Source organism: Acetobacter sp., from assembly GCF_047723915.1.
Lineage (GTDB): Bacteria > Pseudomonadota > Alphaproteobacteria > Acetobacterales > Acetobacteraceae > Acetobacter.
On the sequence record NZ_JBDOBQ010000025.1, the window covers coordinates 19,788 to 43,872 of the forward strand.

Below are 24,085 nucleotides of genomic sequence, written 5' to 3' on the forward strand. Positions count from 1 at the left end.
ACGGCAGGAAGGACCCAAAACACCCCCCCCCACCCCCTCGGGTCCAAGCGTCACCGAGCTGTTCGGATTGCCTTCTGGATGGCTGCCGCTATGGATGCGGGGCCATCTGCTGCAACCACACGCCTGGCTTTCTCCACGAAGCCCAAGCGTTTCGTGACGTCTGTATTGGCCTTCCAGACATACAACAGCTTCAAGGGCGTCTTCTTCTCGTGCGCCTTCTGCAAGGCACCCTTGCTACCCCGGCGCCCATCTCGTCGTGTGCCCCTCGCTGGCCGTTGCCATATCCCGGCAATACCTTTGACTGTTCCGGCAAAGACGTCAGGTCGGGCAAGAAGTCTGGCAAGCATTCCTTTGGGTATCTGGCCATACTGATCGACAGGGCCATCGACCGGAACCAGAAGCCTACCGCCATTCCCGCTCGTTGCATGTTCGCCCCCATCTTCATAGGGCAACAGATAGCGCTCTTGAGCCGGTCGCAATGACACTACAGCAAAAAGGTCGGACTTACTGGCTCGCTTCTCTACCTGGGTAGCACGCTGCGTGAATGGCCGGGGATTGGCGAAAAGATCGACCATCCCCTGATTTTCAGAGCGCATAACCTTGAACGCCAGATCATTCACAGCCGTTGCCAGCGCAAAAGGTATCTGACGTGACATGTCAGAAAGCTGCTTCTGCACGGCCTTGCTGTCGATCTTGATGCTGAGGTCAGCCATCACGTGCGGCATTCGCCTTGGCAGCACATTCCGCAGCACGTTCAGCAGCCCAGATACGGATGCCAGGCCTGCTATCCTTTTTTGCCAGGGTCTCATAGTGGAACGCTGCCCGGCCCCACACCGTGAGGTCGCTGGCACTACCAGGGGAATGCCGTCGCCCCTCCCACTTCGACTTACGGACTGGCTTCTGATGACGTGTCATGTGCGCCTCCTTATGCTTTGGCAAGATCGAGCGGCAGCATCTGCCACTGCTGGTCGGGCGTCTGTCGGGTATGCAACCGCAGATAGGATTTGGTGTGATCGGTGCGGATGCTGTCGGCAATCGCGTCCATTGCGCGCTTCCACTCCGGATCCGGGACATTCAACCGCCGCAGCGCGAGGATCTTGCTCGCCTGCAGTTTCCCTTCCTTGCCAACGTCGAAGGCATCCATCACCACCACGCGCAAATTGGCGTTGGCCCCCTCGGTCCACCGTTCGAACAGAATATCCAGCAGATTTTTCGCCACCTGCAATTCCGGACCGAACGAAATGCTGTCACCCATGGCGACGGTCGCCCGCAGGCAGCCGTCATAGGTGCTCAGCGTGACGTTGCCTTTTTCACCGCCCACGGTAGCGCCATGCTTTTCGTGCAGGATGGCCTGCAACGCCGACACCTCGCCAAACCCTTCGCGCTTGAAGGCCGCCAGGGCCTCCGAAAGCTGGGCGCCTCTTTCATGCAGGCGACGGACCAGCTCATCTTCCAGAAGGTGTTCGGGCTTTACGGACTCAACAGGAACAAGGCGTCCCTTTGCGTCCTTCATATACCCTTCCGGCACGGGATTGGTTTCGTTCGTCATGGTGGCGTCAATCCAGATAGTTGGCAGAGCCATCGCCCTCACGGACGTGGCTGTATCGTGTCGTCGTCGCGAGCGATGCGTGCCCAAGCGTGGCCTGAACCACATGCACGGGCGCATTGTTGTCCAGCGCGTGCGATGCGTGGGCGTGCCGGAGCCAATGTGCGGAAACCGCCCCTGACAACCCGACACGCCGCGCCGCCCGCTTGACGATACGGTGAGCCGCATCATGCGAAAGCGGGCGGCCATCGTGGCCGGGAACGACGGGGGCGTCTGCCCCGCTATCAACCCGCAGCGCCACGAGCTGCTTGAACAGTTTGGCGGGCACCTGAACAGGCCGCGTCTTGTTACCCTTGCCGAACACGGACGCTACGCCGCCCTGCTGGCGACGCGTGATGTCCCGCCAGCGGAGCGCGCAGGCCTCTGAAATTCGCAGCCCCATGCGGTACAGCACGTCAAGAAGCGCTCTCTTGCGCGGCTCGTTCTCGCCATCGATCATGGCAAGAACCTGCTCGCGCGAGAGAATGCGCTCGTTCAGCATGTCGCGGCCACGCTCCAGGCGAAAGGCTGCCCCGGCATTCTGCGCCAAAGCCCCCGTCCCCGCGGCGTAAGCCAGAAGAGACTTTGCAGCGGACAGCTTCCGCCGCCGTGTGGCATCAGATGCGCCCGCCAGGCTATCAAACCATGCCTGCAGGTCAGCCAGACCGATCTCGACCAGCGGCCTGCCGACATATGCCAGCAGGTCCCGCACGTCCCGTTCATACGCGCGGCGCGTGTTCTCGCTGCGATTGTGCAGCCACGTCCGCAGGAGCAGGTCATCAGCCGTAACAGGTGCGGGCTTTTTGCCCTCTGGCGCGGGCGATCTTGCACGATCTCCGCTAACCATTTGAATTTCCTACATTACTTTGCCATTTCGCCCGGTCAAAATCCGCGTGATAACTGCACTTATCTTGCGGGTTTACAGGGGTGCCTACGGGTTATCTTGCGGCACGGCCCTTTGGGCCTGCGTGATAACTCCGGGTTATCATCGCAGATTATTCGGACGGAACACCGCCGACTTTTCGCCCGTTGCTGCCCCATCTGGGGCCACGCCAGGTGGAGCGCACCACGCCCGCAGGCAACTGTTCCATGGCTTGGCTCGCTCCCTCGCGCCGGGCCGAGGCCTCGACACGTGCGACAGCATCCTCTGCGACACGAAACGCCCCGCCAGCCATGGGCCGCAGGGTGTCACGCGCCACGCGGGCACAATGTGCAGCCCGCGCGATGGTATTGCGTAAAAGAGGAAGCTGTTCTTCCAGATCGACATCGGAGCGATGCCGGGGGAAACGTGAGTGGATCAGTCGGACCACCAAACAGTCCGCCTGGCCTGCAACCAGAATAAGAACAGGTTTTTGCCCGTGAAGCGCAATGGACCCACGGCAGAATTCCTGCCCTTCGCCCATGCCGATTCCGTTTATGTGAATGGATACAAAAAAAGCCGTGGCCCGATCCGGGCACACGACTTCGAAGATTTTACAAGTCTACAGAGATTTTCTGTAACAGGTCAAGAACAGAATCTGTGGGCGCGCGACTACGCCCTAGGTGTTTGGTCCCGGGGTTTGATGGTGCAATCTTTTCACAGGAATGGAAGGATGCACTATGGGCCAGGTTCACCACGGGAGCGCCACAACGACAGCGGCGGTCCGTCGAGCGATACAGCATAGTCAAGAGAGCCTGAGGGTTCTGGCGGCAGCACTACATTGACATCATTTTTTCATATCTTACGTCAAGCCGCTGACGTTCTGAAATGAAAATTTCAGGTATACATTTTCTGTTGCGTTTTTTTTGTCGCGGGAGCCGGTTGGTTAACCCGGCGCCCTGTCCAGTTTTTTAATTTTAAGGCCGGTTCTTCAATATAATGCCAACTCAGACAACTGACACCCAGGATCATAACGCCACTTACCGCCATCAAACCGACGGGATCGGCGCTTATATTAAAATAGGACTTTAACATATGATATGAGAATTGCTGAATCGGGAAAGCATACACGTAGATGCCATAGGAATAGTCTCCAATTTTATTGAACACTGATCTTAAAATGTTGCCCCTGAAAGAAACGTAATAGAAGACATAAGCCGTGCAAATGACCTGCGCAAGAAGGTTAATCGGCCTAATGACGGCAAAAACAGCGACCGCAAGAGACAATATAAACCACGACTTCTTCAGATGAATTTTACGAAGAGCAAAAAACATTCCAGACAAAAAATATAGTAATGGGTAAACGGCCTGATGGGATGACGGCTCGACAATTTTGTAGAGAATGGAATTGTAAAAACAATCAGCGCCAAGAAATGAAAGGACGATCAGAAGAAGCGAGAAGCTTTTATTTTCGAGTATGGAAAGGACACCAAGGACAGAGACAAAAATATACATCCTCACTTCCAGGGGTAGCGTCCAAAGAGGGCCATTGATAACATCAAATCTATTCAGATAAAACCCATTGCGTATCGCTGAATAGTTAATGTTCAAAAGGGTTCCGTTGCCGATGATATAGTGCCAGACATCAGGATGAGCCAAAAAATCAGAAAACCTGTCCCCCACTGGAGTGGCCACATAAGCCAGCAAAACGCCCAGTACCACCGCCATCCACAGAGCCGGGGCAATACGTAAAAACCGATTCCAGAAAAAATGTTTGAGCGAATCAAGCCGAAGATAGCTTAAAGTAATAAGATATCCAGATATCGTAAAAAATCCAAATACGCCAAGAGAGCCGTACGATCCGACATTGTATCCACGACCAACAATAGGTTCGGGTTGATAGCAAATCGCGAAGCTGTGCGATACCCACACCATGAGCGCACAGACAAGGCGTAAGAATTGCAGATTATTATCTCGTGAAATATTGAGTTTAATTTTTATCTCTTCTTCTCTCATCATACCACCCATGCTGCCTTGAATATAAAACGAAATCCACTCATCACGGTCTATCCCAATCGAAACCCGCTAACCATCGGCGAAGATGACGCGACTGCCAGAATCGTCGAAAGTAAAAGGAATACGGCGCAAGGGGGTCAAGGCGCACTCAATGGCGATATGGGCTGCTGCCGGTGCGTAGAAGATAAGGAAACCCCCGCCTCCAGCGCCCAGAACCTTGCCGTCGGATGCCCCCGCAGCCATGGCCGCGTCTTAAGCCGTGTCGATATCGCCGTTGCTGACATTCCGCGCCATCGACCGCGAGAAATGCAGATGCTTCTCCTTCCTCAACATCGCACCAAACACACAAAATTCAGGATAGGCCGGTACGCTCTCATCGGCTCCTTGCTCTACAACGGTGCGCGCCCAGACGTGTTTCTGCCCATGCCTCTTTGGCAAAAGGCATGGGCAGTACTGATTGTCCGTCATCAGAACATTTGGCACAACAGGCGGCGTAAATTAACGGAGAGCGGGCCTCGTCAGGGGGCTGATTTTAGGCCCTGTTGACAAAAGATGGCAACCATAACTTGACGGCGGCGAGGTTGAGGAAGGGGAGGAAAGATTTCCTCGTCTTGTCGTAACGGGTTGCGATACGTCGGAACTGCTTGAGTCTGTTGAACATCCTCTCGATCCGATTACGATCGCGGTATCGACGGAAATCACAGGGGATGTGCTGTGTGCGGTTCGAACGTGGCGGAATGACGGGCAATACCCCGTGGAAAAACAGGCCTTCCCGGATGCTGTCGCTGTCATATCCCTTGTCGGCCAGAAGCCCCTGCGGGATTGCGACCGGCAACGCCATCAAGGCATCTGCCTCGGTGTAATCGGAGACTTCGCCGCCGGTCAGCTCAAAGCCGAGAGGGCGTCCCTGACCATCGGCACGGGCGTGGATCTTGCTCGTAAAGCCGCCGCGACTTCGACCAAAACCCTCCTTATGCGTCCCCCTTTTGCGCCAGCGGCCTTGCTGTGCCCCCGGACCACCGTGCTGTCGATCATATGCTGCCAGTCATCGGTCAGACCGAGCTCGGCCAGCGTTTCCAGCAACGCGTCCCAGACGCCCTGCTCTGCCTACCGGCGGAACCGAACATAGACCGAGTTCCATTTCTCGTAGCGTTCATGCATGTCCCGCCATGGGCAGCCCACGCGCAACACATACAACATACCGTTGAGAAACAGACGGTTATCTCCCGCAGGACGCGACCAGCGGCCACGCTCAGGCGGCAACAGACCGCCGATGATCGTCCATTCCTTGTCCGTCAGATCCCCGCGCATCCACCAATCTCCGCAAAGACCAGCTTTGAATCACAGACACCACAAACCAATAAGATGTTTTGTCAACAGAACCTAGGAACTGACGACCAATCCTGCATAAGACCCTGCGGCATTTTGTCGTAAACCTCGGTCAGTTGCTCAAGTACCATCTCGACCGCGCCAGCCAGCCGCTCACGTGACTTTCCGGTATGGGCAGACACCGCACTGATACTCATTCCATCAATCATCAGACGTATCAAAAGTATTTCTGCTGCTACACCAAGACACCCTCTGACATGCCGACATCTGTCCGCAGCGCCAATGCGTGAAAGAAGCGCATATTCTACATCAGCCCGTCCACATTGACGCGATGCTTCCGGATCTGCGCCGCCAAGCACCCCGGTTTCGTAATCTCTCGCCCAACGTTCAGCAGCAGTCACATGCGCATCTGTCAGGGTGCCCGTGCGGCGCAATGCATAGAGCGCACCAGAAGATCGAGCCCGCGCAACCGAAAATCCATTCACCGGATCATCGATCAAGGATTCAGTTACGTCACCCTTGGCCAGGCGTTCGTCTGTTGGCTTGATGTCTCGCATGTTGCTGCCCCGCGTGTTGTCGTGTACCGTCCCTGTGGGTCACGGGGTTTCTCAAGACGTGACAAACGGCGGCGCAGGGTGCTGGCTTCCAATTCCGCCTCTGCCCGCCGTTTTCTTTCCTGCATCAGCTCATGTTTCAGGCCTGCCATCATGTCGATGGCATTCGACCTGCCCCGCGCCTTCAATCTCAGGTTTCTGAGCAGAAGCGCGAAGCCCATTTATGCCGCTTCCCCTGCTTCGGGCGTGGTCTGATAAAACGCCAGGTATGCATCCCGGCTGGGCGCACATGGGGGCAGGCCGTGTTCTTTCGCCACGTCGGGCCATTCCCGATGAACGGTGGTAAGAGAGCCCTTTTCATCCATCATGCGTGCGAATATTGGCGCTGCACGGGTCCAGGCCTCATGCGCCAGTTTTTCGGCTTCCGTCATTAGCGCAGCCGCAGCACAAACCGATGAACCGGCCGACGTAATGGCCTGGGTCGCGCGGGCGGCCTGGATAGCCCTGGTCACTGGAGCTTTGAAAACACCGAAATGGCGTGGTGTCTGGCCGTTTGCAGCCATTTTTTGCATATGACCCGCTATGGCGGAAACGATCAGTGCCTCATCAGCGCCAGCACGTATCCAGTCGGGCACGGCGTTCAATGCATGGATGGACTGGGCCTTCCCCATCCCCGCGGCATCCAGCGCTGCGCGCGCCACGCTGTTGACCAGTGCCTGATCCGGTTCCGGGGTTCCCGCATTTTGGGTTTCCGGGTTTTCGGTTTGGGCAGAAGAAGAGAAAGAACCAAGATAGGTATTTAGGTTTTGGTTATTATCTTCTCTCTCTTCTTCTGCAAAACCGGAAAACCCGGTCGAGGCGGAAACCGAAACCGAATTTGGTTTTCCGTTTCGGTTTTGGGTTTCTACACGGCCACCCGCCACAGCACCCAGCAAACGCATTTCCCGCTGGCTTTGCCCTGCTGCCTGTTCGCGCAGGCGGCGTTCATAGGCCTGTTCGGATGTTTCGCCCTTGCGCGGCCTGCCACCACGGCCGCCATTGGCCTGTGCCGTGTGCTGTTTGCGGGTCATGCCGGGGGGAAGCGATGCACCTTCCTGCACGCTCTCCCAATATGCCTGGGCTGTTGTTTCCCGCGCCTGCCGCTCTTCACGCCGTATATGCGCGGCGTAAAGCTGCGGGCTGAACAATGCCCCCTCATCATCCCGCGCCATGAACCCCGCCTGGATGATGGCGGGCAACGTGCGGGCCAGAACATCGGTATCAAGCCATGCCTGTTTGGCGATCTGTATGTCTGTCAGGACCATCTGCCCGGCACGGAACACCGTGCCACGCAGTTCTTTCAGCGCATCGCGCAGATTGACCACCACACCGCGCATTTCCGCGGGCATGGAACGCAGCATCTTGAACGGGGTCACTGCGGTAGGGTCAAATTCCGCAACGCTCGGGCGCAGCACACCACTAGCCATTCTGCACATACCCTCCCGTGGCGGGGCTTTTGCGGCGGAACATCGCAACACGCTCCAGTCCCAGAGCATCCAGGCAGGCGTCGCTTACCTCCCGGTTACAGTTTGCCCAATTGGAAACGGTTGACTTGTTCCAGCCGTGCAGACGGGCGAACGCATTGTTGCCGCCCGCCTTTGCAACCTGTGTATTCAGTTCTGAAAACACCTGTTCCAATGTCATAAGGTCTTCAGCCATTGGCAGCGTACCGTCCGGTAAAAACCACTGGCCTGCTGTTCTGCACCTGCACGGAATGGGCATGGGCCAACGCACGCTCAAGCAGCTGCTTGGCGCGTGTCAGCTTGGGCGCGATTTCGTTCGCCTCATCCACATCCACCACGCCGTCTTCCAGAATACGCACGGCCGTGGCTAGAATATCGCCCGATGCCTGGGCATATTCGCTCATGTCCTGCCCAAAATCACCGGGCCCAACATGCAACGGCAGCACCAGAAACCCCAGCGCATGCGCCATGGCGTGCAGAATGAACGGATGTTCCGCGCAGTGGTCGAGATCCAGAGCCACGTCCAGCGGCACCACCACATCGCGCTGGCGGTTGGAATAGTCGGAAAACTGCGTACGCCCGACCCGGCTGACACAAGCAGCAGCATCAATCCCGCCCACATGGGCGACAGCCTGCTTGGTGGCAGTTTTAAGGGCTGGCACGAAAGCCGCCGAAAAGGGGGACGTCATGAGCCTGCTCCCTGCATGGATGCAACACGGGCCGGTATGTTGCCAGACCGGCCCGTGGCCCTCACGATGGGGTTGCTAGACCGAACCATCGTGAGAATTTGAGAATGCTTTATACGATCGTGATCGCCATTATCGCCCTGATCGGGCTTGCGGCTGTTTCGTGGGTTGGAATGATCCTTTACGCCGTGTTTTCCGCCCTTTTCGGGAAAGAAGACACACCCAAGGTCACAGTCACCCGGGAGCCAAAACAGGCTTCCGTCCCGCGCCGACCACGCGTTGACTACGGTAACGGCATGCATCTGGGCCGCTACACGGCTGGCGCATATGACCAGGCACTGACCCCGGCAGTTGGCGGCAGAACCGGCATATTCTGCCGTCTTGCCATAGCCTATGCTGATGCCAGGGATGACATGACCACCCGTGTAATCGACGTAACATCCTTCACGGTCGCCTCTACCCCGGACGGGGAAGTCGTTCCATTGAACCTGGAGGCATTCTGCGAATTGCGGCAGGCCAAGCGTAACTTCCGCGCTGACCGGATTCTGGAATGCGCCATGGCCAACACGGGAGAAGATGTGACAGATCTGATGTCTTCTCTCAGCGCCGCACCACAGACTGTCTCTTTCGACCGTAAAACTGCCATCCTGCGCAATGTCACGCTGCCAGCAGTCGTGCTCGACTACCAGTTCCGCGCCCCCACATTCAAACGGGTCACAATCACGCCAGAGACCGTAGGCTACTCCGAGCAGAGCACTGGGGGGAACCGGGAATGGGCGCTGCTGTTCATTGACGGCGTAGCGGAAGGAAAGACCGAAACCCAGCGGTTCAAGGCCGACCGAATCCAGCAGGCATGGATTGCTGAACATGAAGCCGGCATTGATGACATGACACGGTTTTTCCTTGCAGACGTCATCCCCGCCAAAAATGCCTGATAACACCCGAACCACATCCGGCTGACAGCCGGGCCACCCGGCGGCATGTTTGGGATCATGAGAGACCATCATGCCGCCGCCACATTATTGGATTCCTGCCCGAACAGGTCCGGCCTCAGTTCTTCCGGCCGCTTCCCTGACAGGCGGCTAACCGTATCCAGATGGCGGCGGGGCACGCGTTTCCACTGCGACACAGCCGCCGTGGACAGGCCGCACGCCTCGGAAATGACCTTGTTGGCCTTCCGTCGCATCATGATCTCGTTCAGCACAGGGTCTCTCATACCCAAAGCCTTACCGCTGCTAATGTTTCGACACAAGAGAAATAAGGTTCCCACCTCATGTCCCCGTGTCATGTGATGGCTATGACTGCGAAACCAACCAAGAAATCCCCACCAACCCCCAAGGCAATAGCCATGGGGGGTCGAATAAGAACACAACGGGAACTTTTGGGGTTTACTCAGGCAAAGCTAGCTAGCATGATCGGTGTGTCAGAGAACGCCGTTACCCAATATGAAACTGGGCGTTCCTCTCCTAGGAGGGAGCGTGTAGGCGCGCTTGCAAAGGCTTTGGGAAAATCCATCGGATGGCTACTGACGGGCGACGAGCCCGAGGAAGAGGTGAAGGCGCAGACTGCTGCGGAGCGCGACATTCTGAAAGCCATCCGCGATATCCCGCCAGACCAACAGGACTTCATCCTGAAAATGATTAACGGGCTAAAAAATTAGATTAGCTGCGGTAAGTTTTTCTTGCCTCAAAATATTACCGCTACTAAGGTTCGACCATCACAACCCGTGATGGAGAAACCCCATGGCCTGCGCACCTGCGCCACCTAGGCTCAATACGCCACCAACGCCGGATATATCCGCAAACCGCGGGCGCCCCCGAAAGGGCGAAACCAGCGGGCAAGCGTCCGCAAGGCGTGAAGCGTCCCGCGTCTCAGCGTCACTGATACTGCAGCAAGCAGGAAGCAACACACCGCAGCCGCTGTGCGCTGCCCATATGGTTGCCCGCCAGCACAAGGCAGCAAACCGCCGCAAAATCGACCTGTTCCGTGCCATGGCGGACACGCTGTTCGCCAATGCGGACCAGCAGGAACAGTGGCGCAAGGCGTGTGCCGCCAGCAACAACCCCGACGGTGCCGCCACATGGCAGCGCCTGGCCAACCACACCCGGAACGAGGCCCACGAATACGTGCGGCGGGCCGACCGGCTGCAGGAACTTTCCCGATGAACCAGCAGTTCGAAACCAGCCGTGCCGTGCTGGAACAGATGATCCATGCTCACGCGCCAAGCGACGGCATTGCCATAGCCATGCTGCACCATGTGCGCCAGATGGGCGATGCCCTGGCACAGGAACAGGCCATTACCAACGACCGCCTGTGCGCCCGGCACGCAGCGCACCGGGGCTTCATGAGCCGCTTTATTCTGGGTGAAGCGCGGTATTCGTCATGAACCGCAAGCAGCACGCAATCGCAGCGTTGGACGAACAGCATCGACGGATCAGGGCCGAGATCATGGCTGCATCTCATGATGCCGAGTTTTCTGTCGTGTCCGGTGTCGGAATAACACCAGCAGGGGGGTGGGAATTGGATGTGTTTTCCATGGCGCATGGAACATTTGAGCACAACCTGACCACGACCCAAGGCATCGCATTGACGGCCCTCAAGGAAGCCCAGCCCCACATGCTTACCCGATGGATCTGTGCATTCGCAAACGGCTTGCTTCTTGGAATGGGTTTAGAACCTGCCACCTATCAACCCGCATCAACCGGGAATGTGCCATGCGGACAGACGCAACACTAACCGTGGCCAGTACCGTGAACCAGATCGACATCGAGCAGCTGCTGGGCACATGGGAACACAAACCTACGGGCCAGGCAGATAACCGCCGGAACGTGGATCAGGCTATTGGGCAGCGCATACGCAAGAGACGTCGCGAGCTGGGGTGGAGCATGGGAAAGCTGGGGGAAGCCCTTGGTGTCACCTACCAGCAGATACAGAAATACGAAAGCGGCCGGAACGCTGTAAAGGCCTCAGCCCTTCCCAAACTGGCAAGCGCACTGAACGTGCCGCTGACGTGGTTTTTTGACGTGGCTGACCCATACGCAAAAGGCCGTAAGGGACGAAAAATATGACCACTGAAGATGAATTCGACGGGCAGAACGATCCAGATCGCGCCGTTGGCGGAATCTCGGCAGATCGCCTGCGTAGCATTGTCGAACGTGTAGAGCGGCTGGAAGAAGAGCGTAAAAATCTGTCCAGTGACATCAAGGATATTTTTTCAGAAGCGAAGTCAGCCGGGTTTGATGTGAAAATCATCCGGCAGCTCATCCGCATCCGCAAACAGGATCCGTCAGAAGTAGAAGAGCAGGAAACCCTGCTCAATGTCTACCGCCGCGCGTTGGGTATGTAAAAATGACCGAAGATCAAAAGAAAAAAATGATGGAGCGGCTGAAAAGGCTGCTCGCGCTCAGCCGCAGCGCGAACGAGCATGAGGCCGCGGCTGCGCTGGCAAAAGCCCAGGAGCTGATGCGTGAACTTGCCGTCACGGAAGATGATCTCGACCTTGCGGATTATACCATGGTCGAATGCCTCATCATCGTGACAAAGCCCGGCCACAGGCTGCCTATTTACGGCGGAATGCTTGCCAATGTCGTTGAAAAGGCATTCGGCTGCAAAGCCATTTTCTCCGATACCGCGATTCTGTGGCTGGGCCCGAAATCGAAAGCGGAAATCTCCGCTTATAGTTGGAGCGTTCTGGCCCGGCTTCTCAATACCAAGCGCGCCGAATACATCTTTGCGGCCATATTGCAGGAAGGAAGCCCCGGGCGGCGTGCCGCCAAGGCAGACACATACTGCGAAGGCTGGGTGTATGGTGTCAGCAAAAACATAGTTGAGGAAAAACTGTCTGAAAAGGAAATGCGCTTAACAACGCTTTTCACCAGCCAGAAATTTCCCCGCCTGGGCACCATGCAGCAACGTGGCTCAGGCCTGAGCGCAAGCGATTCCAGTGACGCCTGGCAAGACGGCATCAGAGACGGCCGGAAAACCCGGCTGCATGCTGGCGTCCAGGCCGATCACAAAGAACAGATCCGCGAAACCCGTTATCTGGGAGCAGGATCATGACAAACACAGATCGGATGATGACCCGCAAAGAGGTCGAGCAGATGATCAACATCAAATGCACGACGATCTATCGCTGGATGCAGGAAGGCACCTTCCCGTCGCCGGTCCGCTTCAGTTCGCGCTGTGTGCGCTGGCGCGAAAGCGACGTCCGCAACTGGGTGGATGAACACGCAAAGGCAGTAGCATGACAGACCATAACCCAACTGGCGTATTCGTGCGGCTGCCGCTGAGTGATGAGGCGGCTTACGCAATGCGCAACCACATCATGAGCCAAATCCTAACGACGGATGCTCTGGCGCATACACTTCTCGCCATCGGACAGGCTGTGCAGTGTGTAGTTTTGGAACGATGTGGCTATGCCCGACTTCGAGAGACTACCAACCCCAATACATGGTTGAGTGTAGATAATGATGACGTGCCTTTTTATAAATCCATAGCCTATCGCCTTGAAGAAATGACACCGCTTCATGCGGCTCAAGCCCATATCGCTGTGCGTGAAGCTGAGGTTGTGCGGTTGCGTGAAGCGCTTGACCGAATAAGGCTCATTCCGTTTCCTATGATGGATTTGCCTGCGGCGAAAATGCACGGAATTGCCCACAAAGCCCTGAAAGGCGGTGCGGCATGAGCGAGGAAGCCGATCTGATCGCGTTCCGCAAGCATATGGATTTTTGCTGCCATCTTGTCACCGCGTACATGAGACCCGATGCCAAGGTAACCATTATCGTGCGCGCGCCTGAAGCATTGCCGGAAGAGGCGATGATAACGACCAATGATAATCTGCAAGTAGTGAGCGATGCAATTTCTTGCTTCCTAAAACAACAGAGCTTGAAAAGCGGTGCAGTATGAGCGCAATCAGAACCCGCAAAGCCTGGCGCTGCGCGGTGCGCGGCTATGACCATGAAAGCACGGTCTACGCGCATACGGCAGGGAAGGCCCGGTATTCCACTTACCTGGACGTATCAGATGGCAACGATGATGTTTCCTTTGCCGATATCCAAGTACGCAGGGATAGAGGTGCTGACATCATTCTCCCGGCCCCTCTCAGCGTCGCTGGGACCGTTTCGCAAGATGCATTGAGGGCGCTACTGCATGCATGCGGGGCCACCCGGGAACGACCGGAGAAATGCGGATACCGCTCCCATTTTTATTGCTCGGTCAGCAACCCGCACATGATTGAGCTTGTGGCGGCTGGCCTGATGGAAGGCCCCAAAAAAGGATGGGAAAAGTCAGAGGGATATTTCATCGCCACCAAGCTTGGGCATGAGACGGCATTGTCGCTCTGCCCACTTTATCAGGGCGACGACTTCGCATGGCCAGAGGTGGCGGCATGAACCGCATGCAACCCATGCAATGGGGCCTGGACACGGGCATAAACGTTGTCCTGTTTGCAGGACTGGGCGGTGCGTGCGCGGGGCTTGAGGATGCGGGCCTACCCGTCCATGTGGCCAACAACCATGACCCGGTTGCCCTGGCGGCGCATGCGGCACTGTTCCCGCATACCCGGCACGTCAAGGGTGACATTTTCGACGTGGACCCGATCGAGGCAACGGGTGGCCAGCCGGTCAACCTGCTGTGGGCATCGCCCGACTGCCGGGACCATTCCATCGCCAAGGGCGCAAAGCCCCGGTCTGCCCGCGTGCGCTCCCTGCCATGGCAGGTGTGCCGCTGGGCCGGGAAAACACGCCCGCAGGTAATCATCATGGAAAACGTGCGCGAGATACGCGGCTGGGGGCCGCTGGTCGCCAAGCGTGACCGGGCCACAGGCCGTGTCATCAAGCTGGACGGCACAGTTGCGGCAAAGGGCGAGCATGTGCCGCTTCGGCAGCAGCAGCTCGTGCGCGACAGACAGCGGGCGGGTCGCACCTATCGCGCGTTCATCCGGCATCTGAGCAGCCTTGGCTACCAGATCGAGGCGCGCGACCTGTGTTGCGCGGATTTCGGCATTCCCACAATCCGGCGGCGCTGGTTCGCCGTGGCACGCCGGGACGGCCGGCCGATCCGCTGGCCCGAACAGACGCACACGGCCTGCCCCGCCAAAACATCCACGGCCGACCGCCGCCTGCTGCCCTGGGTGAACACGGCCGCCATTATCGACTGGTCCTTACCCATGCCCTCGATATTCGAGCGCAAACGGCCGCTGGCAGAAAACACAAACCGCCGGATCGCGGTCGGACTGCGCAAGTTCGTTCTGGAAAACCCGCGTCCGTTCATTATTCCCGTTTGCCACAGCCGTAACCTGTGCGCGCAGGACGGAAACGAGCCCTTGCGGACGATCACCACCGAAAAAGGGGGCGGGTTCGCTATCGTGGCGCCGACGCTGCTGCTGGGCGACAGGTGCGTCCAGGCTGCGGCCTGGATGGTGCAGCAGAACTATACCGTGGAACAGGGCGTGATAGGCGCACCGTTGACGCGCCCGGTGTCCACCCTGACCACAAGGGGCACACAGCAGGCGGTAGCAGCCGCCTACATGGTGAAACTGCGCGGCACAGGAACCGCTGGGCCGCTCACTGAGCCTCTGCCGACCGTCACCGCCGGGGGGCACCATGAAATGCTCGTCTCGGCATTCATGGTCAAATACTACGGCACTGCCGTAGGCCAACCCCTGCAAGAGCCGTTGTCATCCGTGACAACGCGGGACCGGCACGGCCTGGTGGCAGTGTCCTTCATGGGTGAACCTGCTGCCCTGGCCGATATCGGCATGCGGATGCTCCAGCCGCATGAGGCTGCCGCCGCGCATGAACTGACCCTGCCCGATCTGATTACCGTGGACGGCGTGACCCGCAAACTCACCACCACCGAAGCCATGCGCCTGATCGGCAACAGCGTGCCCAAACGCATGGCCCACCTGCTGGCCGAGGCCAACAACGTCATGGCGCTTTATGCGCCGCAGGAAAGGAATGCGGCATGAGCGGAAAACTGAAAAGCATGGCCCTGCCGGAGATTATGACGCCAGAGATTGAAAAAGCCCTTGGCCTCATGTGCTTTGAATGCGCTCGGTATGCACATGCTTTCAAAAAAGGTGGCGAGAAGATCGCACCACGGGCTGAGAGCGAACAGGCGGCAATTATCTTCAAGGTTCTGAAGAATGTCTTGCATGGCATGAGCTTTAATGAAGCATTTCACAAAATGCACATTGAGGCATGCGATGCTCAAGAACGAGGGAACGATGGCGCAGGAGAGAAGGTGTGAGCAGACTTCCACGAAAGCTATCGAGGCCCATCGCGCGCGGAGGTGTTCATAGGAAAATGCCAGCCCTCTATTGGGTAAGTATTGGTTTTGATGAGGACACATTAAAGCAAATACGCGAAATAGCAGAAAAGAGGAAATGCAGTTTCAATCACATAGCTCGAGAAATGATAGAAATGGGACTTGAGACGGATGCACAAAACGACTGACACAAACTGGCCCAACCCTGAGCGGCCCGGAGAGCCGATGTTCCCTGAAAATTACGGGAAACATACTCTTATTGATAAAGAGACAGGCGATGAATTAAATGCCGACTGGAACAACGCAGATGACGAATGGCTCCTGCCGAATGGTTGGCTGTCTGCGCAAAACGCCGCAAATCATTTTGCATATGTGGAATGTGTGAGCGTTGAACTCACCCCCACCCAGATCAGCGAGATGCTGGCGGGGGAGCGTGAGCGTGTGATTGCGGAAGCGATTCCGAAAATCCTCATTGACCTGGCTGAGTTGCCAGACCGTACAAGCCCAGACGATTTGCCTGATGTGCTGTCAGCGACGGCTCACGAAATAGAGCAGATTATCACCGATAACATCCGCATCCTTGGACCATCACCATGACTGGCAGCGTCATCACAAGGAAGAACGGAACCGATACCCCACTCACCTTCGAGCAGGGCGATGCCCTCGCGGGGTTTCGTCTGGATCGCAGGAAGTCATGGGCATTTATTGAAACAGGGCGCGACGGGATCGACCTATGTGAGGCGATAACGTGGTCTCAGCACTGCACTGGATGCTGTGAATACCCAGAAATGACTACGCCACCAGGTCGCGGAAGTGGGTGCCGTGAGTGTGGATATAACGGGCGTGTGCGGCGGAGACAGTTTGTCCCGGCAGAAAGGAAAGACAAATGACGACGCCTGTAGCATGGCAAGCGGGTTACGACTGGGCTTGCAGTCGTGGTGACTTCGCAGAAATGGACTGTGGGGACGCTATAGAAGCCCACGGGTGGGACTTCATGTCGAAGGAATTTGACATGTTTCTTGCGGGCGCAAAGTGCGCCCAGAACGAAATAGCAGAAGACATGGAACAATGAACGATAAGCGACCACCGCCGGAATACTGGCTGGAAGATACCAAGGACAACGGCATCCCCTACGCGCGCATTAACGATCTGTTTGGCGACGACGAAACAATAACAGCAGAACAGATTGCTACGATTGAAGACCGCACCAGCTTGCAAATACGCTTCTCAAGTCAGGAAATGCCAGAACCGATGGCGGATAAAGGCGAAACCCTGAACCCGGAATACCTCGCCATGACAGATCGTCCCACCTGGAGCAGAACCGGCGGCTGGGTGCTTGCCGGCGCATGGGACAATGAGGACGGGGAAATCACCCTCATGTACGCAAGACCGAAAGGTAATAGAGGAATGAAAAGTGCCACGGCCTGCCAGCATGAAAACTTCATCGCACAGGTGGATGTAAATCGTCTCAGGAAAGGAGAAGGCGACCCAGTAACAGATTATTCAGCCGACGTCCGAATAAAATGTGCGGACTGCGGACTGGCATTCCGGTTTATGGGGCTTGAATGTGGCAACAATCGCTTTGAACCAAAAGTAAGTGTTGATGCGACAGAACTGCGTATCCCTATCGAGCCAGATTATGTGCATGAAATACTAGGGATTTCTAATATTGCAGGGAACGCATGAAATGCCACGATACAAGCTTCCAGACGGCCGGACATTCTGGGTTAACGACACATACTACCTTGCCTCATGCGATAGATGCGATTGGGTTGGCTCAACAGAAAATTGCGGAACAGACGTGAACACGGACGTAGGGGACTCAAACGTCTACTGCCCGATGTGTCATGCAGCGGGGGCAGATTGTGGGGAAATGGCAGAAACCGCCGTGGAGTTGGTGCCATGATTACGAGAAAGGAGCAGGTATCAGCCCTAGCATGCGCAATATTTAACCAGCACGACAGCATTGATGACTGTATTGCCATCGCCATAAAATATATCTGCGAAGCCGAACGCCGGGCAGAACAGCGCGTGCGGGCGGAGATTGGGCAGGATAGTAAGCGGCTGGATTGGTTGAGCGAGGACAAGCGCGGGTTAGCAGGCCACGGTAGTATGGGGACGTATGTGACCGCAGACGGCGGCAATACTTACGTTAACGATGACATTCGAAAAGCCATCGACGCAGCAATGCGGGAGGTGGAGTGATGGACGGTTGCGCTCACTGCAAAAACGGCTGGCTAGATCGTGGCGATATTGAATGCGTCAATGGTGTTCTCATAGACATTGATGAAGCGCATGAAGGCTGGCAGCGGGATGTCTGTTACCCGCCAAGTCCATGTCAGGCGTGCCCGTCATGCAGCGGAGAAGCCTTTGATGGAGATATTGAATGCTCTGCATGTCATTCAACGGGCTGGAAGTCTGGAAAGGATGAAAGCCGCTCACGCCTTGAAAAGTGGATGGCACCATGACCCACGATAAGCGCGTAGAGGCAGCGGCGCGGGCGATTGGTCATATGTTGGGAGATGAAACGCCCGGCGAGTACTTACAGGATGCTCGTATCATCCTCGCAGCAGCCGATGCCGTGGACCCGTTGCGGCAGAACGTGGATATCCCAGAATTACCCATCAACACACCTATTCGCGGCCGGGGGAAAAATGAGAGAGGATGACTCCATCTCGGATGAGATGAAAGAAATGCCGCATAATGTCGTCAACATTGGCGATTATCGCATAGAGCGCACAAAATCGGGGTATGATGGTGTTTCGTTCGGCACCGATTGCCCACACCGTCAGCTTGTAATGGATGACAACGGACATACCTGCACATGTTCAGACTGCGGGAAACAGGTTTCCGCTTACTGGGCTCTGGGCATGATGCTGACCCAATATAGGCGCGAATATGAAAAATTGCGCCGTATGCAGGCAGTGCAAAAGCAACGCGAGACAAAAACACTGCGTTTAAAAGCCAGCCAGGCTATAGAAACGGCTTGGCGCAAGCGTGGAACCGTGCCGACGTGCCCGCACTGCGACAGAGGAATTTTCCCGGCCGACAGGTTCGGAACGGTTGGGAAGGCTCTGGAATTGGCTGAGCGTGAAAAATCACCACCGAAGAAATGGTCTGGCACAGCTACAGCAGAGGTCGTTCAAATAACGGACCAAGCGCTCCACGACTGATATTGAGGTTTAAGATTGCTACGGCTGAGCTTGATATCAGCTATATATGTGCTCGTGATATGGGACTTGAACCCATGATAGGACGTGCCAACCCACATACAGGCTGCCGGTGTTATCACCGACTTAACTGACCTTAATTCAGGCCCGCGTTTCTCCATTCCGCCAATCCCGCGTGTCCGTCCACGCCGCGTAGCAGTCAACATATATTCGATATGCGCAGAAATTTAAACCGTAGGTTTACGCTTCCCGCTGACCAACTCCTGCACTGATAACTGGCCATCCAAAATCAGGGCCGCCCAAAGCTGGGCCATATCACGGCGGCGTTGTATGTGCAGCGCACGGTTGTATGCCCCTGCCACCTTGTCTTTCGACACATGAGCGAGCATCAGCTCGATGACCGCATGGTCCTGCGGGTTCCGCTCGTTCATCACACTTGAAAATGTAGACCGGAATCCGTGCGGCACATGCCGCCCATGGTAGCCCGCACGATTGAGCAGATAGCCCAAGGCATTCTCGCACATCGCGGCCTTGGGGCGTCTCGCGTTGGGGAACAGATGCGGCCAGCGTTCTGAAAAGGGGCGTAATGCCTGGACGACTTCAACGGCCTGTGGCGTTAGCGGCACAATATGGTCACGCCCCATCTTCATACGCTCCGCCGGGATAACCCACACTGGTTCCGGCCCCGCCAGGTCATGGAACTCATCCCATAGTGCGCCGCGTATTTCCCCCGGCCTTACAGCCGTCAGGTAAAGCAGACGAAACGCCAGCAATGTCACCGGGTGGGCCGGACTGGCTTCGACCTTTGCTATCATCTCCCGAGCCTGCGATAGATCGGTAATAGCGGGTTGACGGCCACGCTGGACCGGTCGCAGGGCTGCCTTAACCACCGTAGCCGGGTCGTTATCTGCCCGCCCCGTTGCGATGGCATGTACAAACACATCGCTCATCCGTTGCCGGACACGGTGCGCTGTTTCAATAGCACCGCGCTCCTCAATCTGGTGCAACACATGCAGCACCACCCGGGCATTGATCTTGGCGGGTGGCAACGTGCCGATCAGCGGGAACACATCCCGTTCCAGGCTATGGATCACGTCATGAGCATGCCGCGGCCGCCAGAGATCCCGGCGCAGAGCATACCATTCCCGGGCGACAACCTCGAAACTGTCCTCTTCCCGTGCTGCCGATAGAATAGGAGAGAGCTTTCCTGCCTGCGCAGGGTCGACTCCCTGGCGGATCATGTCCTTTGCATCATCACGCATGCTACGTGCATCGCGCAGAGAAATCTCCGGATACGGACCAAACGTCAGGGTCTGCTCTTTCCCGGTGGCAGCCCTGTAACGCATGCGCCAGAAGCGCTTGCCAGTCGGCATGACATGAATGAACAGGCCTTCGCTATCCGCGAGCCTGTAGGCTTTGGCCTGCGGTTTTGCCGTTTTGATTCTGGTATCTGTCAGCATGCGTCTCTGTTACCCACACACCCGGGAAATCTTACCCACGCGTTACCCACAAACAGCCGGGCTTATACGGAATAAAACGGGAACACGTGGGAACACAGAGAGCGCAAAAACCTTGGGAAAGCAAGGCCTGCGGAACTTCGCGGGTATTTGTGGGAATCTTAATTGGCGGATGGGGTGGGATTCGAACCCACGGTACGGTTCCCCGCACGCTGGTTTTCAAGACCAGTTCCTTAAACCGCTCGGACACCCATCCTCACCATGGAGGTGAAGGCCTTATAAGCAGGATGTGTGGTAGCTGTCCAGCGGGGCATGGCACGCCCTTAGCGCGCCTGAGCGCTTGCCCTTAGGGCGTGGGGACTGTACAAGCCCCATCCTAAATAGCCATTCCTCTCGGGAACTGAAGTATGAAACAGCAGGCAAACCTGATCCGCGCCGGTCAGGTCATTGAACATGACGGTCGCCGGTGGACGGTGCTGAAGCAGCAGATCATCACCCCCGGCAAGGGTGGCGCCTTCATTCAGGTTGAAATGCGCGACCTGAAAACCGGCAACAAGACCAACGAACGCTGGCGCACGGCCGATACGGTCGAACGGCTGATGACCGAAGACCGGGAATATCTGTATTCCTACACCGACGGTGAAATGCTGGTGCTGATGGACCCCGAGACCTTCGAGCAGCTGACCCTGCCCGTGGCCATTCTGGGTGACCAGGCTCCCTTCATTCAGGACAACATGACGCTCAACCTGCACCTGGTCGAAGGCGACCCGGTCAGCGTGGACCTGCCCCCCCATGTCACGCTCGAGGTGGTCGAGGCCGATCCGGTGGTCAAGGGGCAGACCGCAAGTTCGTCCTACAAGCCCGCCAAGCTTTCCAATGGCGTCAAGACCATGGTGCCGCCCTTTATCGAAGCGGGTGAGCGTATCGTGGTGCGTACGGAAGACAGTTCCTACGTGGAACGCGCCAAGAACTGATTTTTCCGCCTTTACACCCAGATCAGGACAAAAAACACAGTGGCCATGCGTCTCTCCCCCGTCATGATGGTGATGCAAACCGCAGCCCAGAAGGCGGCCAAGCGTCTGTTGCGCGACTTCAACGAAGTCGAGCAGCTTCAGGTCAGTATCAAAGGTCCGGGGGACTTCGTTTCCCAGGCTGACCTGCGCGCGGAGCAGACGCTGCGTGAAGAGCTGGAGCGCGCGCGCCCCGGCTATGCTTTCCTTATGGAAGAATCCGGTGCGTCGGGCAGCGACAACTGGACATGGCGCTGGGTGGTGGACCCGCTGGACGGCACCACCAACTTCCTGCACGGCATTCCGCACTGGGCCATTTCCATCGGCCTGCAACGCCGCCTGCCCGACGGCCGGATCGAACTGGCGGCAGGGCTGGTCTACAACCCGGCTGCGGGTGAAATGTTCTGGGCCGAAAAGGGCGTTGGCGCATTCCTGAACGAACGCAGGCTGCGCGTATCGGCCCGGCGCGACATGCAGGAATCCGTGTTTGCCACCGGCATTCCCTTCGCCAAGGTGCCTGCCCGCATGCGCCTGCCCTTCGCACGCGTCATGGGCAACCTGATGCCGCGTGTGGCGGGTATCAGGCGTTTTGGCGCCGCCGCCCTGGACCTGGCCTGGGTCGCGGCGGGGCGTTACGAAGGGTATTGGGAATTCGGCATCAAACCATGGGACTGTGCCGCAGGCATATTGCTGGTGCGCGAAGCCGGTGGACAGGTGACAGACCCGGCCGGGCAGGACCTGGATGACCTGCCCGATGACATCATGGTTGTAGCAGGCAACACCAACCTGCACGGCAGACTGCTCGAAACCGTGGCCGACAGCCTGAAAGACCCCGCCTGAGCGCTTGCGCGGTACGGCAGACCGGGCTTGCGCACCCCCCTTGCGGGTCAATGCGACCTTCAAGCTGCGCACCTGCCATTCCCGCCGGGCTGTCGCGCGCAGCCCGCATTGACAGCACAAAAGCCCGCCCCGTAACGGTGGCGGGCTTTTGTGCGTACTGGCTCTGGCATTACCCGCCGGAATGGCCCATCTAGGAGGGGCATGTCGCCCTCCTTTCCCTCCGCTCATGACGCACCTGCTCTGGTCATCCATCGGGGGGCGTTCTCCCTGTTGACCGAAGACGGTGAACTGCTCTGCCTGTCGGCAGCCCAGGTCCGCGCACGCCTGGAATCCATGCCGCCCCTTCTGGTCGTGCATGCGCCCTCCGTGGCGCGCAGGCTGGGGCTACCCCCGCCGGGCCAGCCCAGCCCCTGGCTGGACCTTCTGGAACTGTTTGCCTTTACCCACCCCGCGCGGACGGTCGCCCCCACGCCCAGAGGGCTTGCCCTTGCGCTGGGGCTCGACCAGGACAGTATTGGCGGGGCGGAGGCCGACCTGCTGCCACGCCTGCTGGCCTGCCTGCTGAGCGATCTGGCACAACGCAACAGGAACGAGGCCGAGGCTGCCCATCTTGCCGCTTTCTGCCTGCGGCTGGGCCAGGCTGGCTGGCTGTGGAGCGGTACGGCCGCCGACACGTTAGGCTTGCCCGACCGCCTGACACCGCGCGGCACCCTGCCTGAAGACGTGCTGCAACCCGCCGATGCCCTGCGCGTATGGCGTGTGCTGCCAAAGTGGGAGGACGCCGCCCAGCGTCCGCCACCTGCCTCGCACCCGATGAGTGTGGCCGAAGTACGCGCACGGCTGGCCGAACTGCTTGGCCCCCAGGCCGAAAGCCGGGCCGGACAGGCCGATTTTGCCAGTGTCTCGGCCGCGGCCTTCGTCCCGCGCGCCACCCAGGGCGACCCTGCCGTGGTGCTGGCCGAAGCGGGTACGGGCACAGGCAAGACACTGGGCTATATCGCGCCAGCCAGCCTGTGGGCGGAACGCAATGGCGGCACAGCCTGGATCAGCACCTATACGCGGCACCTGCAACGCCAGATCGAGCAGGAAACCCGCCGCCTTTACCCGGACAGCGCGACACACCGCCAGAAAATCGTGCTGCGCAAGGGACGCGAGAACTATCTGTGCCTGCTGAACATGGAAGAAGCGGTCAACAGCGCTGCCTCGCGCCCCGCGGGCATTACCATTGCGCTGGTCATGCTGGCGCGCTGGGCGCTTGCCACGGCGGATGGAGACCTGATGGGCGGCGACCTGCCCGGCTGGTTTGGCGATCTGTTCGGTCAGGGCAATCTGACTGGCGTGGCCGACCGGCGGGGCGAGTGCATTCATGGTGCCTGCCCGCATTATCAGCGCTGCTTTGTGGAACATTCCATTCGCCGCGCCCGTGACGCCGATCTGGTCATTGCCAACCATGCGCTGGTCATGGCCCAGGCCGCCTACGCACAGGCCGGCATGAGCGATGACGCCGATGACAGCGCGGAAACTACCGCCCCGTCGCGCTATGTGTTCGATGAAGGGCACCATCTGGCCGACGCGGCCGATGGAGCGTTCAGCGCCGAACTGTCGGGGCTGGAAACAGCCGAACTCCGCCACTGGCTGCTGGGCGCGGAAGGCCGCCGGTCACGCGCGCGCGGGCTTAAACGGCGGCTGGACGATCTGGTCGTGGGCCATCCGAAGCTGGAAACCCCGCTGGATGCCGCCCTGATGGCGGCCCACGCCCTGCCCGCCCCCGGCTGGTCGACACGCATGAGCGAAGGGGACACGCCCCCCAG

At 57.9% G+C, this 24,085-nt stretch carries 35 protein-coding genes, 1 tRNA gene and 1 pseudogene; 23 read left to right on the forward strand and 14 right to left on the reverse strand.

From position 1 onward, the window contains the following. Positions 1-50 precede the first annotated feature (50 nt). The 11 genes from ABF990_RS11930 to ABF990_RS11980 all read right to left on the reverse strand — a co-directional run bounded on the left by ABF990_RS11930 (position 51) and on the right by ABF990_RS11980 (position 8,534). On the reverse strand, positions 51-713 hold the full coding sequence (locus ABF990_RS11930) for a hypothetical protein (protein ID WP_415500032.1): 663 nt from the start codon (positions 711-713) through the stop codon (positions 51-53). A gap of 212 nt (positions 714-925) precedes the next feature. After that, entirely contained in the window at positions 926-1,549 is a 624-nt protein-coding gene (locus tag ABF990_RS11935; RefSeq protein WP_415500033.1) for a DUF3164 family protein, read from the reverse strand. A 7-nt stretch (positions 1,550-1,556) separates the two neighbouring features. Further along, on the reverse strand, positions 1,557-2,432 hold the full coding sequence (locus ABF990_RS11940; RefSeq protein WP_415500034.1) for a tyrosine-type recombinase/integrase: 876 nt from the start codon (positions 2,430-2,432) through the stop codon (positions 1,557-1,559). 148 nt (positions 2,433-2,580) lie between these two features. After that, positions 2,581-2,988, reverse strand: coding sequence for a hypothetical protein (locus tag ABF990_RS11945; RefSeq protein ID WP_415500035.1), 408 nt, complete (start codon positions 2,986-2,988; stop codon positions 2,581-2,583). 353 nt (positions 2,989-3,341) lie between these two features. Continuing rightward, the gene (locus ABF990_RS11950) at positions 3,342-4,463 is read right to left on the reverse strand and encodes an acyltransferase family protein (protein ID WP_415506624.1); all 1,122 of its coding nucleotides are present in this window, start codon (positions 4,461-4,463) and stop codon (positions 3,342-3,344) included. A 529-nt stretch (positions 4,464-4,992) separates the two neighbouring features. Then, positions 4,993-5,505 carry an IS5 family transposase gene (locus tag ABF990_RS11955; protein WP_415500069.1) on the reverse strand — a complete coding sequence of 171 codons (513 nt, stop codon included), beginning with the start codon at positions 5,503-5,505 and terminating at the stop codon, positions 4,993-4,995. Between the two features lie 62 nt (positions 5,506-5,567). Then, positions 5,568-5,771: a transposase gene (locus tag ABF990_RS11960; RefSeq protein ID WP_415500037.1), complete on the reverse strand. Its 204-nt coding sequence runs from the start codon at positions 5,769-5,771 to the stop codon at positions 5,568-5,570. Between the two features lie 62 nt (positions 5,772-5,833). Beyond that, the gene (locus ABF990_RS11965) at positions 5,834-6,346 is read right to left on the reverse strand and encodes a hypothetical protein (RefSeq protein ID WP_415500038.1); all 513 of its coding nucleotides are present in this window, start codon (positions 6,344-6,346) and stop codon (positions 5,834-5,836) included. 218 nt (positions 6,347-6,564) lie between these two features. Further along, entirely contained in the window at positions 6,565-7,809 is a 1,245-nt protein-coding gene (locus ABF990_RS11970; RefSeq protein ID WP_415500039.1) for a hypothetical protein, read from the reverse strand. After that, positions 7,802-8,041 (reverse strand): hypothetical protein, encoded by a 240-nt coding sequence (locus tag ABF990_RS11975; protein WP_415500040.1) that lies wholly within the window; start codon positions 8,039-8,041, stop codon positions 7,802-7,804. Before ABF990_RS11975 ends, ABF990_RS11970 begins: the two co-directional genes overlap by 8 nt. Then, a complete protein-coding gene (locus ABF990_RS11980; protein WP_415500041.1) occupies positions 8,034-8,534 on the reverse strand; it encodes a hypothetical protein in 501 nt (166 codons plus the stop codon). Before ABF990_RS11980 ends, ABF990_RS11975 begins: the two co-directional genes overlap by 8 nt. 104 nt (positions 8,535-8,638) lie before the next feature. On the opposite strand from ABF990_RS11980, the gene ABF990_RS11985 reads away from it, so the two are divergent. Beyond that, positions 8,639-9,466 (forward strand): hypothetical protein, encoded by an 828-nt coding sequence (locus tag ABF990_RS11985; RefSeq protein WP_415500043.1) that lies wholly within the window; start codon positions 8,639-8,641, stop codon positions 9,464-9,466. A 68-nt stretch (positions 9,467-9,534) separates the two neighbouring features. On the opposite strand, the gene ABF990_RS11990 is transcribed toward ABF990_RS11985, so the two are convergent. Continuing rightward, positions 9,535-9,747 (reverse strand): hypothetical protein, encoded by a 213-nt coding sequence (locus ABF990_RS11990; protein ID WP_415500045.1) that lies wholly within the window; start codon positions 9,745-9,747, stop codon positions 9,535-9,537. Between the two features lie 132 nt (positions 9,748-9,879). Between ABF990_RS11990 and ABF990_RS11995 the strand changes: the two genes are divergently transcribed. The 19 genes from ABF990_RS11995 (at position 9,880) to ABF990_RS12085 (ending at position 18,970) form a co-directional block, all read left to right on the forward strand. Further along, positions 9,880-10,191 carry a helix-turn-helix domain-containing protein gene (locus ABF990_RS11995; RefSeq protein WP_415500070.1) on the forward strand — a complete coding sequence of 104 codons (312 nt, stop codon included), beginning with the start codon at positions 9,880-9,882 and terminating at the stop codon, positions 10,189-10,191. Positions 10,192-10,465: 274 nt separating this feature from the next. After that, positions 10,466-10,696 (forward strand): hypothetical protein, encoded by a 231-nt coding sequence (locus tag ABF990_RS12000; RefSeq protein ID WP_415500046.1) that lies wholly within the window; start codon positions 10,466-10,468, stop codon positions 10,694-10,696. Beyond that, complete coding sequence (locus tag ABF990_RS12005) at positions 10,693-10,917, forward strand: hypothetical protein (RefSeq protein WP_415500047.1); 225 nt, start codon at positions 10,693-10,695, stop codon at positions 10,915-10,917. Before ABF990_RS12000 ends, ABF990_RS12005 begins: the two co-directional genes overlap by 4 nt. Continuing rightward, positions 10,914-11,267, forward strand: a complete 354-nt coding sequence (locus tag ABF990_RS12010; protein WP_415500048.1) for a hypothetical protein — start codon at positions 10,914-10,916, stop codon at positions 11,265-11,267. The genes ABF990_RS12005 and ABF990_RS12010 overlap by 4 nt, the downstream gene beginning before the upstream one ends. Beyond that, the gene (locus tag ABF990_RS12015) at positions 11,246-11,599 is read left to right on the forward strand and encodes a helix-turn-helix domain-containing protein (RefSeq protein ID WP_415500049.1); all 354 of its coding nucleotides are present in this window, start codon (positions 11,246-11,248) and stop codon (positions 11,597-11,599) included. Before ABF990_RS12010 ends, ABF990_RS12015 begins: the two co-directional genes overlap by 22 nt. After that, positions 11,596-11,877 carry a DUF2312 domain-containing protein gene (locus ABF990_RS12020; RefSeq protein WP_415500050.1) on the forward strand — a complete coding sequence of 94 codons (282 nt, stop codon included), beginning with the start codon at positions 11,596-11,598 and terminating at the stop codon, positions 11,875-11,877. Before ABF990_RS12015 ends, ABF990_RS12020 begins: the two co-directional genes overlap by 4 nt. Positions 11,878-11,879: 2 nt before the next feature. Then, entirely contained in the window at positions 11,880-12,590 is a 711-nt protein-coding gene (locus ABF990_RS12025) for a DUF2786 domain-containing protein (RefSeq protein ID WP_415500051.1), read from the forward strand. Beyond that, complete coding sequence (locus ABF990_RS12030; protein WP_415500052.1) at positions 12,587-12,778, forward strand: helix-turn-helix transcriptional regulator; 192 nt, start codon at positions 12,587-12,589, stop codon at positions 12,776-12,778. Before ABF990_RS12025 ends, ABF990_RS12030 begins: the two co-directional genes overlap by 4 nt. Then, entirely contained in the window at positions 12,775-13,215 is a 441-nt protein-coding gene (locus ABF990_RS12035) for a hypothetical protein (protein ID WP_415500054.1), read from the forward strand. Before ABF990_RS12030 ends, ABF990_RS12035 begins: the two co-directional genes overlap by 4 nt. Beyond that, entirely contained in the window at positions 13,212-13,436 is a 225-nt protein-coding gene (locus ABF990_RS12040; RefSeq protein WP_415500055.1) for a hypothetical protein, read from the forward strand. Before ABF990_RS12035 ends, ABF990_RS12040 begins: the two co-directional genes overlap by 4 nt. Further along, on the forward strand, positions 13,433-13,921 hold the full coding sequence (locus ABF990_RS12045) for a hypothetical protein (protein WP_415500056.1): 489 nt from the start codon (positions 13,433-13,435) through the stop codon (positions 13,919-13,921). Before ABF990_RS12040 ends, ABF990_RS12045 begins: the two co-directional genes overlap by 4 nt. Further along, entirely contained in the window at positions 13,918-15,498 is a 1,581-nt protein-coding gene (locus tag ABF990_RS12050) for a DNA cytosine methyltransferase (protein ID WP_415500057.1), read from the forward strand. The genes ABF990_RS12045 and ABF990_RS12050 overlap by 4 nt, the downstream gene beginning before the upstream one ends. Beyond that, on the forward strand, positions 15,495-15,779 hold the full coding sequence (locus tag ABF990_RS12055; protein ID WP_415500058.1) for a hypothetical protein: 285 nt from the start codon (positions 15,495-15,497) through the stop codon (positions 15,777-15,779). The genes ABF990_RS12050 and ABF990_RS12055 overlap by 4 nt, the downstream gene beginning before the upstream one ends. Before the next feature lie 243 nt (positions 15,780-16,022). Then, positions 16,023-16,394: a hypothetical protein gene (locus tag ABF990_RS12060; RefSeq protein WP_415500059.1), complete on the forward strand. Its 372-nt coding sequence runs from the start codon at positions 16,023-16,025 to the stop codon at positions 16,392-16,394. Between the two features lie 289 nt (positions 16,395-16,683). After that, positions 16,684-16,869 carry a hypothetical protein gene (locus tag ABF990_RS12065; protein ID WP_415500060.1) on the forward strand — a complete coding sequence of 62 codons (186 nt, stop codon included), beginning with the start codon at positions 16,684-16,686 and terminating at the stop codon, positions 16,867-16,869. After that, a complete protein-coding gene (locus tag ABF990_RS12070; RefSeq protein WP_415500061.1) occupies positions 16,866-17,483 on the forward strand; it encodes a hypothetical protein in 618 nt (205 codons plus the stop codon). Before ABF990_RS12065 ends, ABF990_RS12070 begins: the two co-directional genes overlap by 4 nt. A 216-nt stretch (positions 17,484-17,699) precedes the next feature. Continuing rightward, positions 17,700-18,002: a hypothetical protein gene (locus ABF990_RS12075; RefSeq protein ID WP_415500062.1), complete on the forward strand. Its 303-nt coding sequence runs from the start codon at positions 17,700-17,702 to the stop codon at positions 18,000-18,002. Positions 18,003-18,261: 259 nt separating this feature from the next. Further along, a complete protein-coding gene (locus tag ABF990_RS12080; protein WP_415500064.1) occupies positions 18,262-18,465 on the forward strand; it encodes a hypothetical protein in 204 nt (67 codons plus the stop codon). Continuing rightward, positions 18,452-18,970: a hypothetical protein gene (locus ABF990_RS12085; RefSeq protein WP_415500065.1), complete on the forward strand. Its 519-nt coding sequence runs from the start codon at positions 18,452-18,454 to the stop codon at positions 18,968-18,970. Before ABF990_RS12080 ends, ABF990_RS12085 begins: the two co-directional genes overlap by 14 nt. Positions 18,971-19,194: 224 nt before the next feature. Here ABF990_RS12085 and ABF990_RS12090 read toward each other — a convergent pair whose 3' ends face one another. Together ABF990_RS12090 and ABF990_RS12095 are read right to left on the reverse strand one after the other, a co-directional pair. Next, entirely contained in the window at positions 19,195-20,427 is a 1,233-nt protein-coding gene (locus tag ABF990_RS12090; RefSeq protein WP_415500066.1) for a tyrosine-type recombinase/integrase, read from the reverse strand. Between the two features lie 163 nt (positions 20,428-20,590). Continuing rightward, positions 20,591-20,680, reverse strand: a tRNA-Ser gene (locus ABF990_RS12095). A 151-nt stretch (positions 20,681-20,831) separates the two neighbouring features. On the opposite strand from ABF990_RS12095, the gene efp reads away from it, so the two are divergent. The 3 genes and pseudogenes from efp to ABF990_RS12110 form a co-directional block, all read left to right on the forward strand. Then, positions 20,832-21,398, forward strand: a complete 567-nt coding sequence (efp, locus tag ABF990_RS12100) for an elongation factor P (protein WP_415492276.1) — start codon at positions 20,832-20,834, stop codon at positions 21,396-21,398. Between the two features lie 45 nt (positions 21,399-21,443). Beyond that, the gene (locus ABF990_RS12105; RefSeq protein ID WP_415492277.1) at positions 21,444-22,274 is read left to right on the forward strand and encodes an inositol monophosphatase family protein; all 831 of its coding nucleotides are present in this window, start codon (positions 21,444-21,446) and stop codon (positions 22,272-22,274) included. Between the two features lie 201 nt (positions 22,275-22,475). Continuing rightward, positions 22,476-24,085 (forward strand): annotated as a pseudogene (locus ABF990_RS12110) (ATP-dependent DNA helicase); the annotation flags it as partial.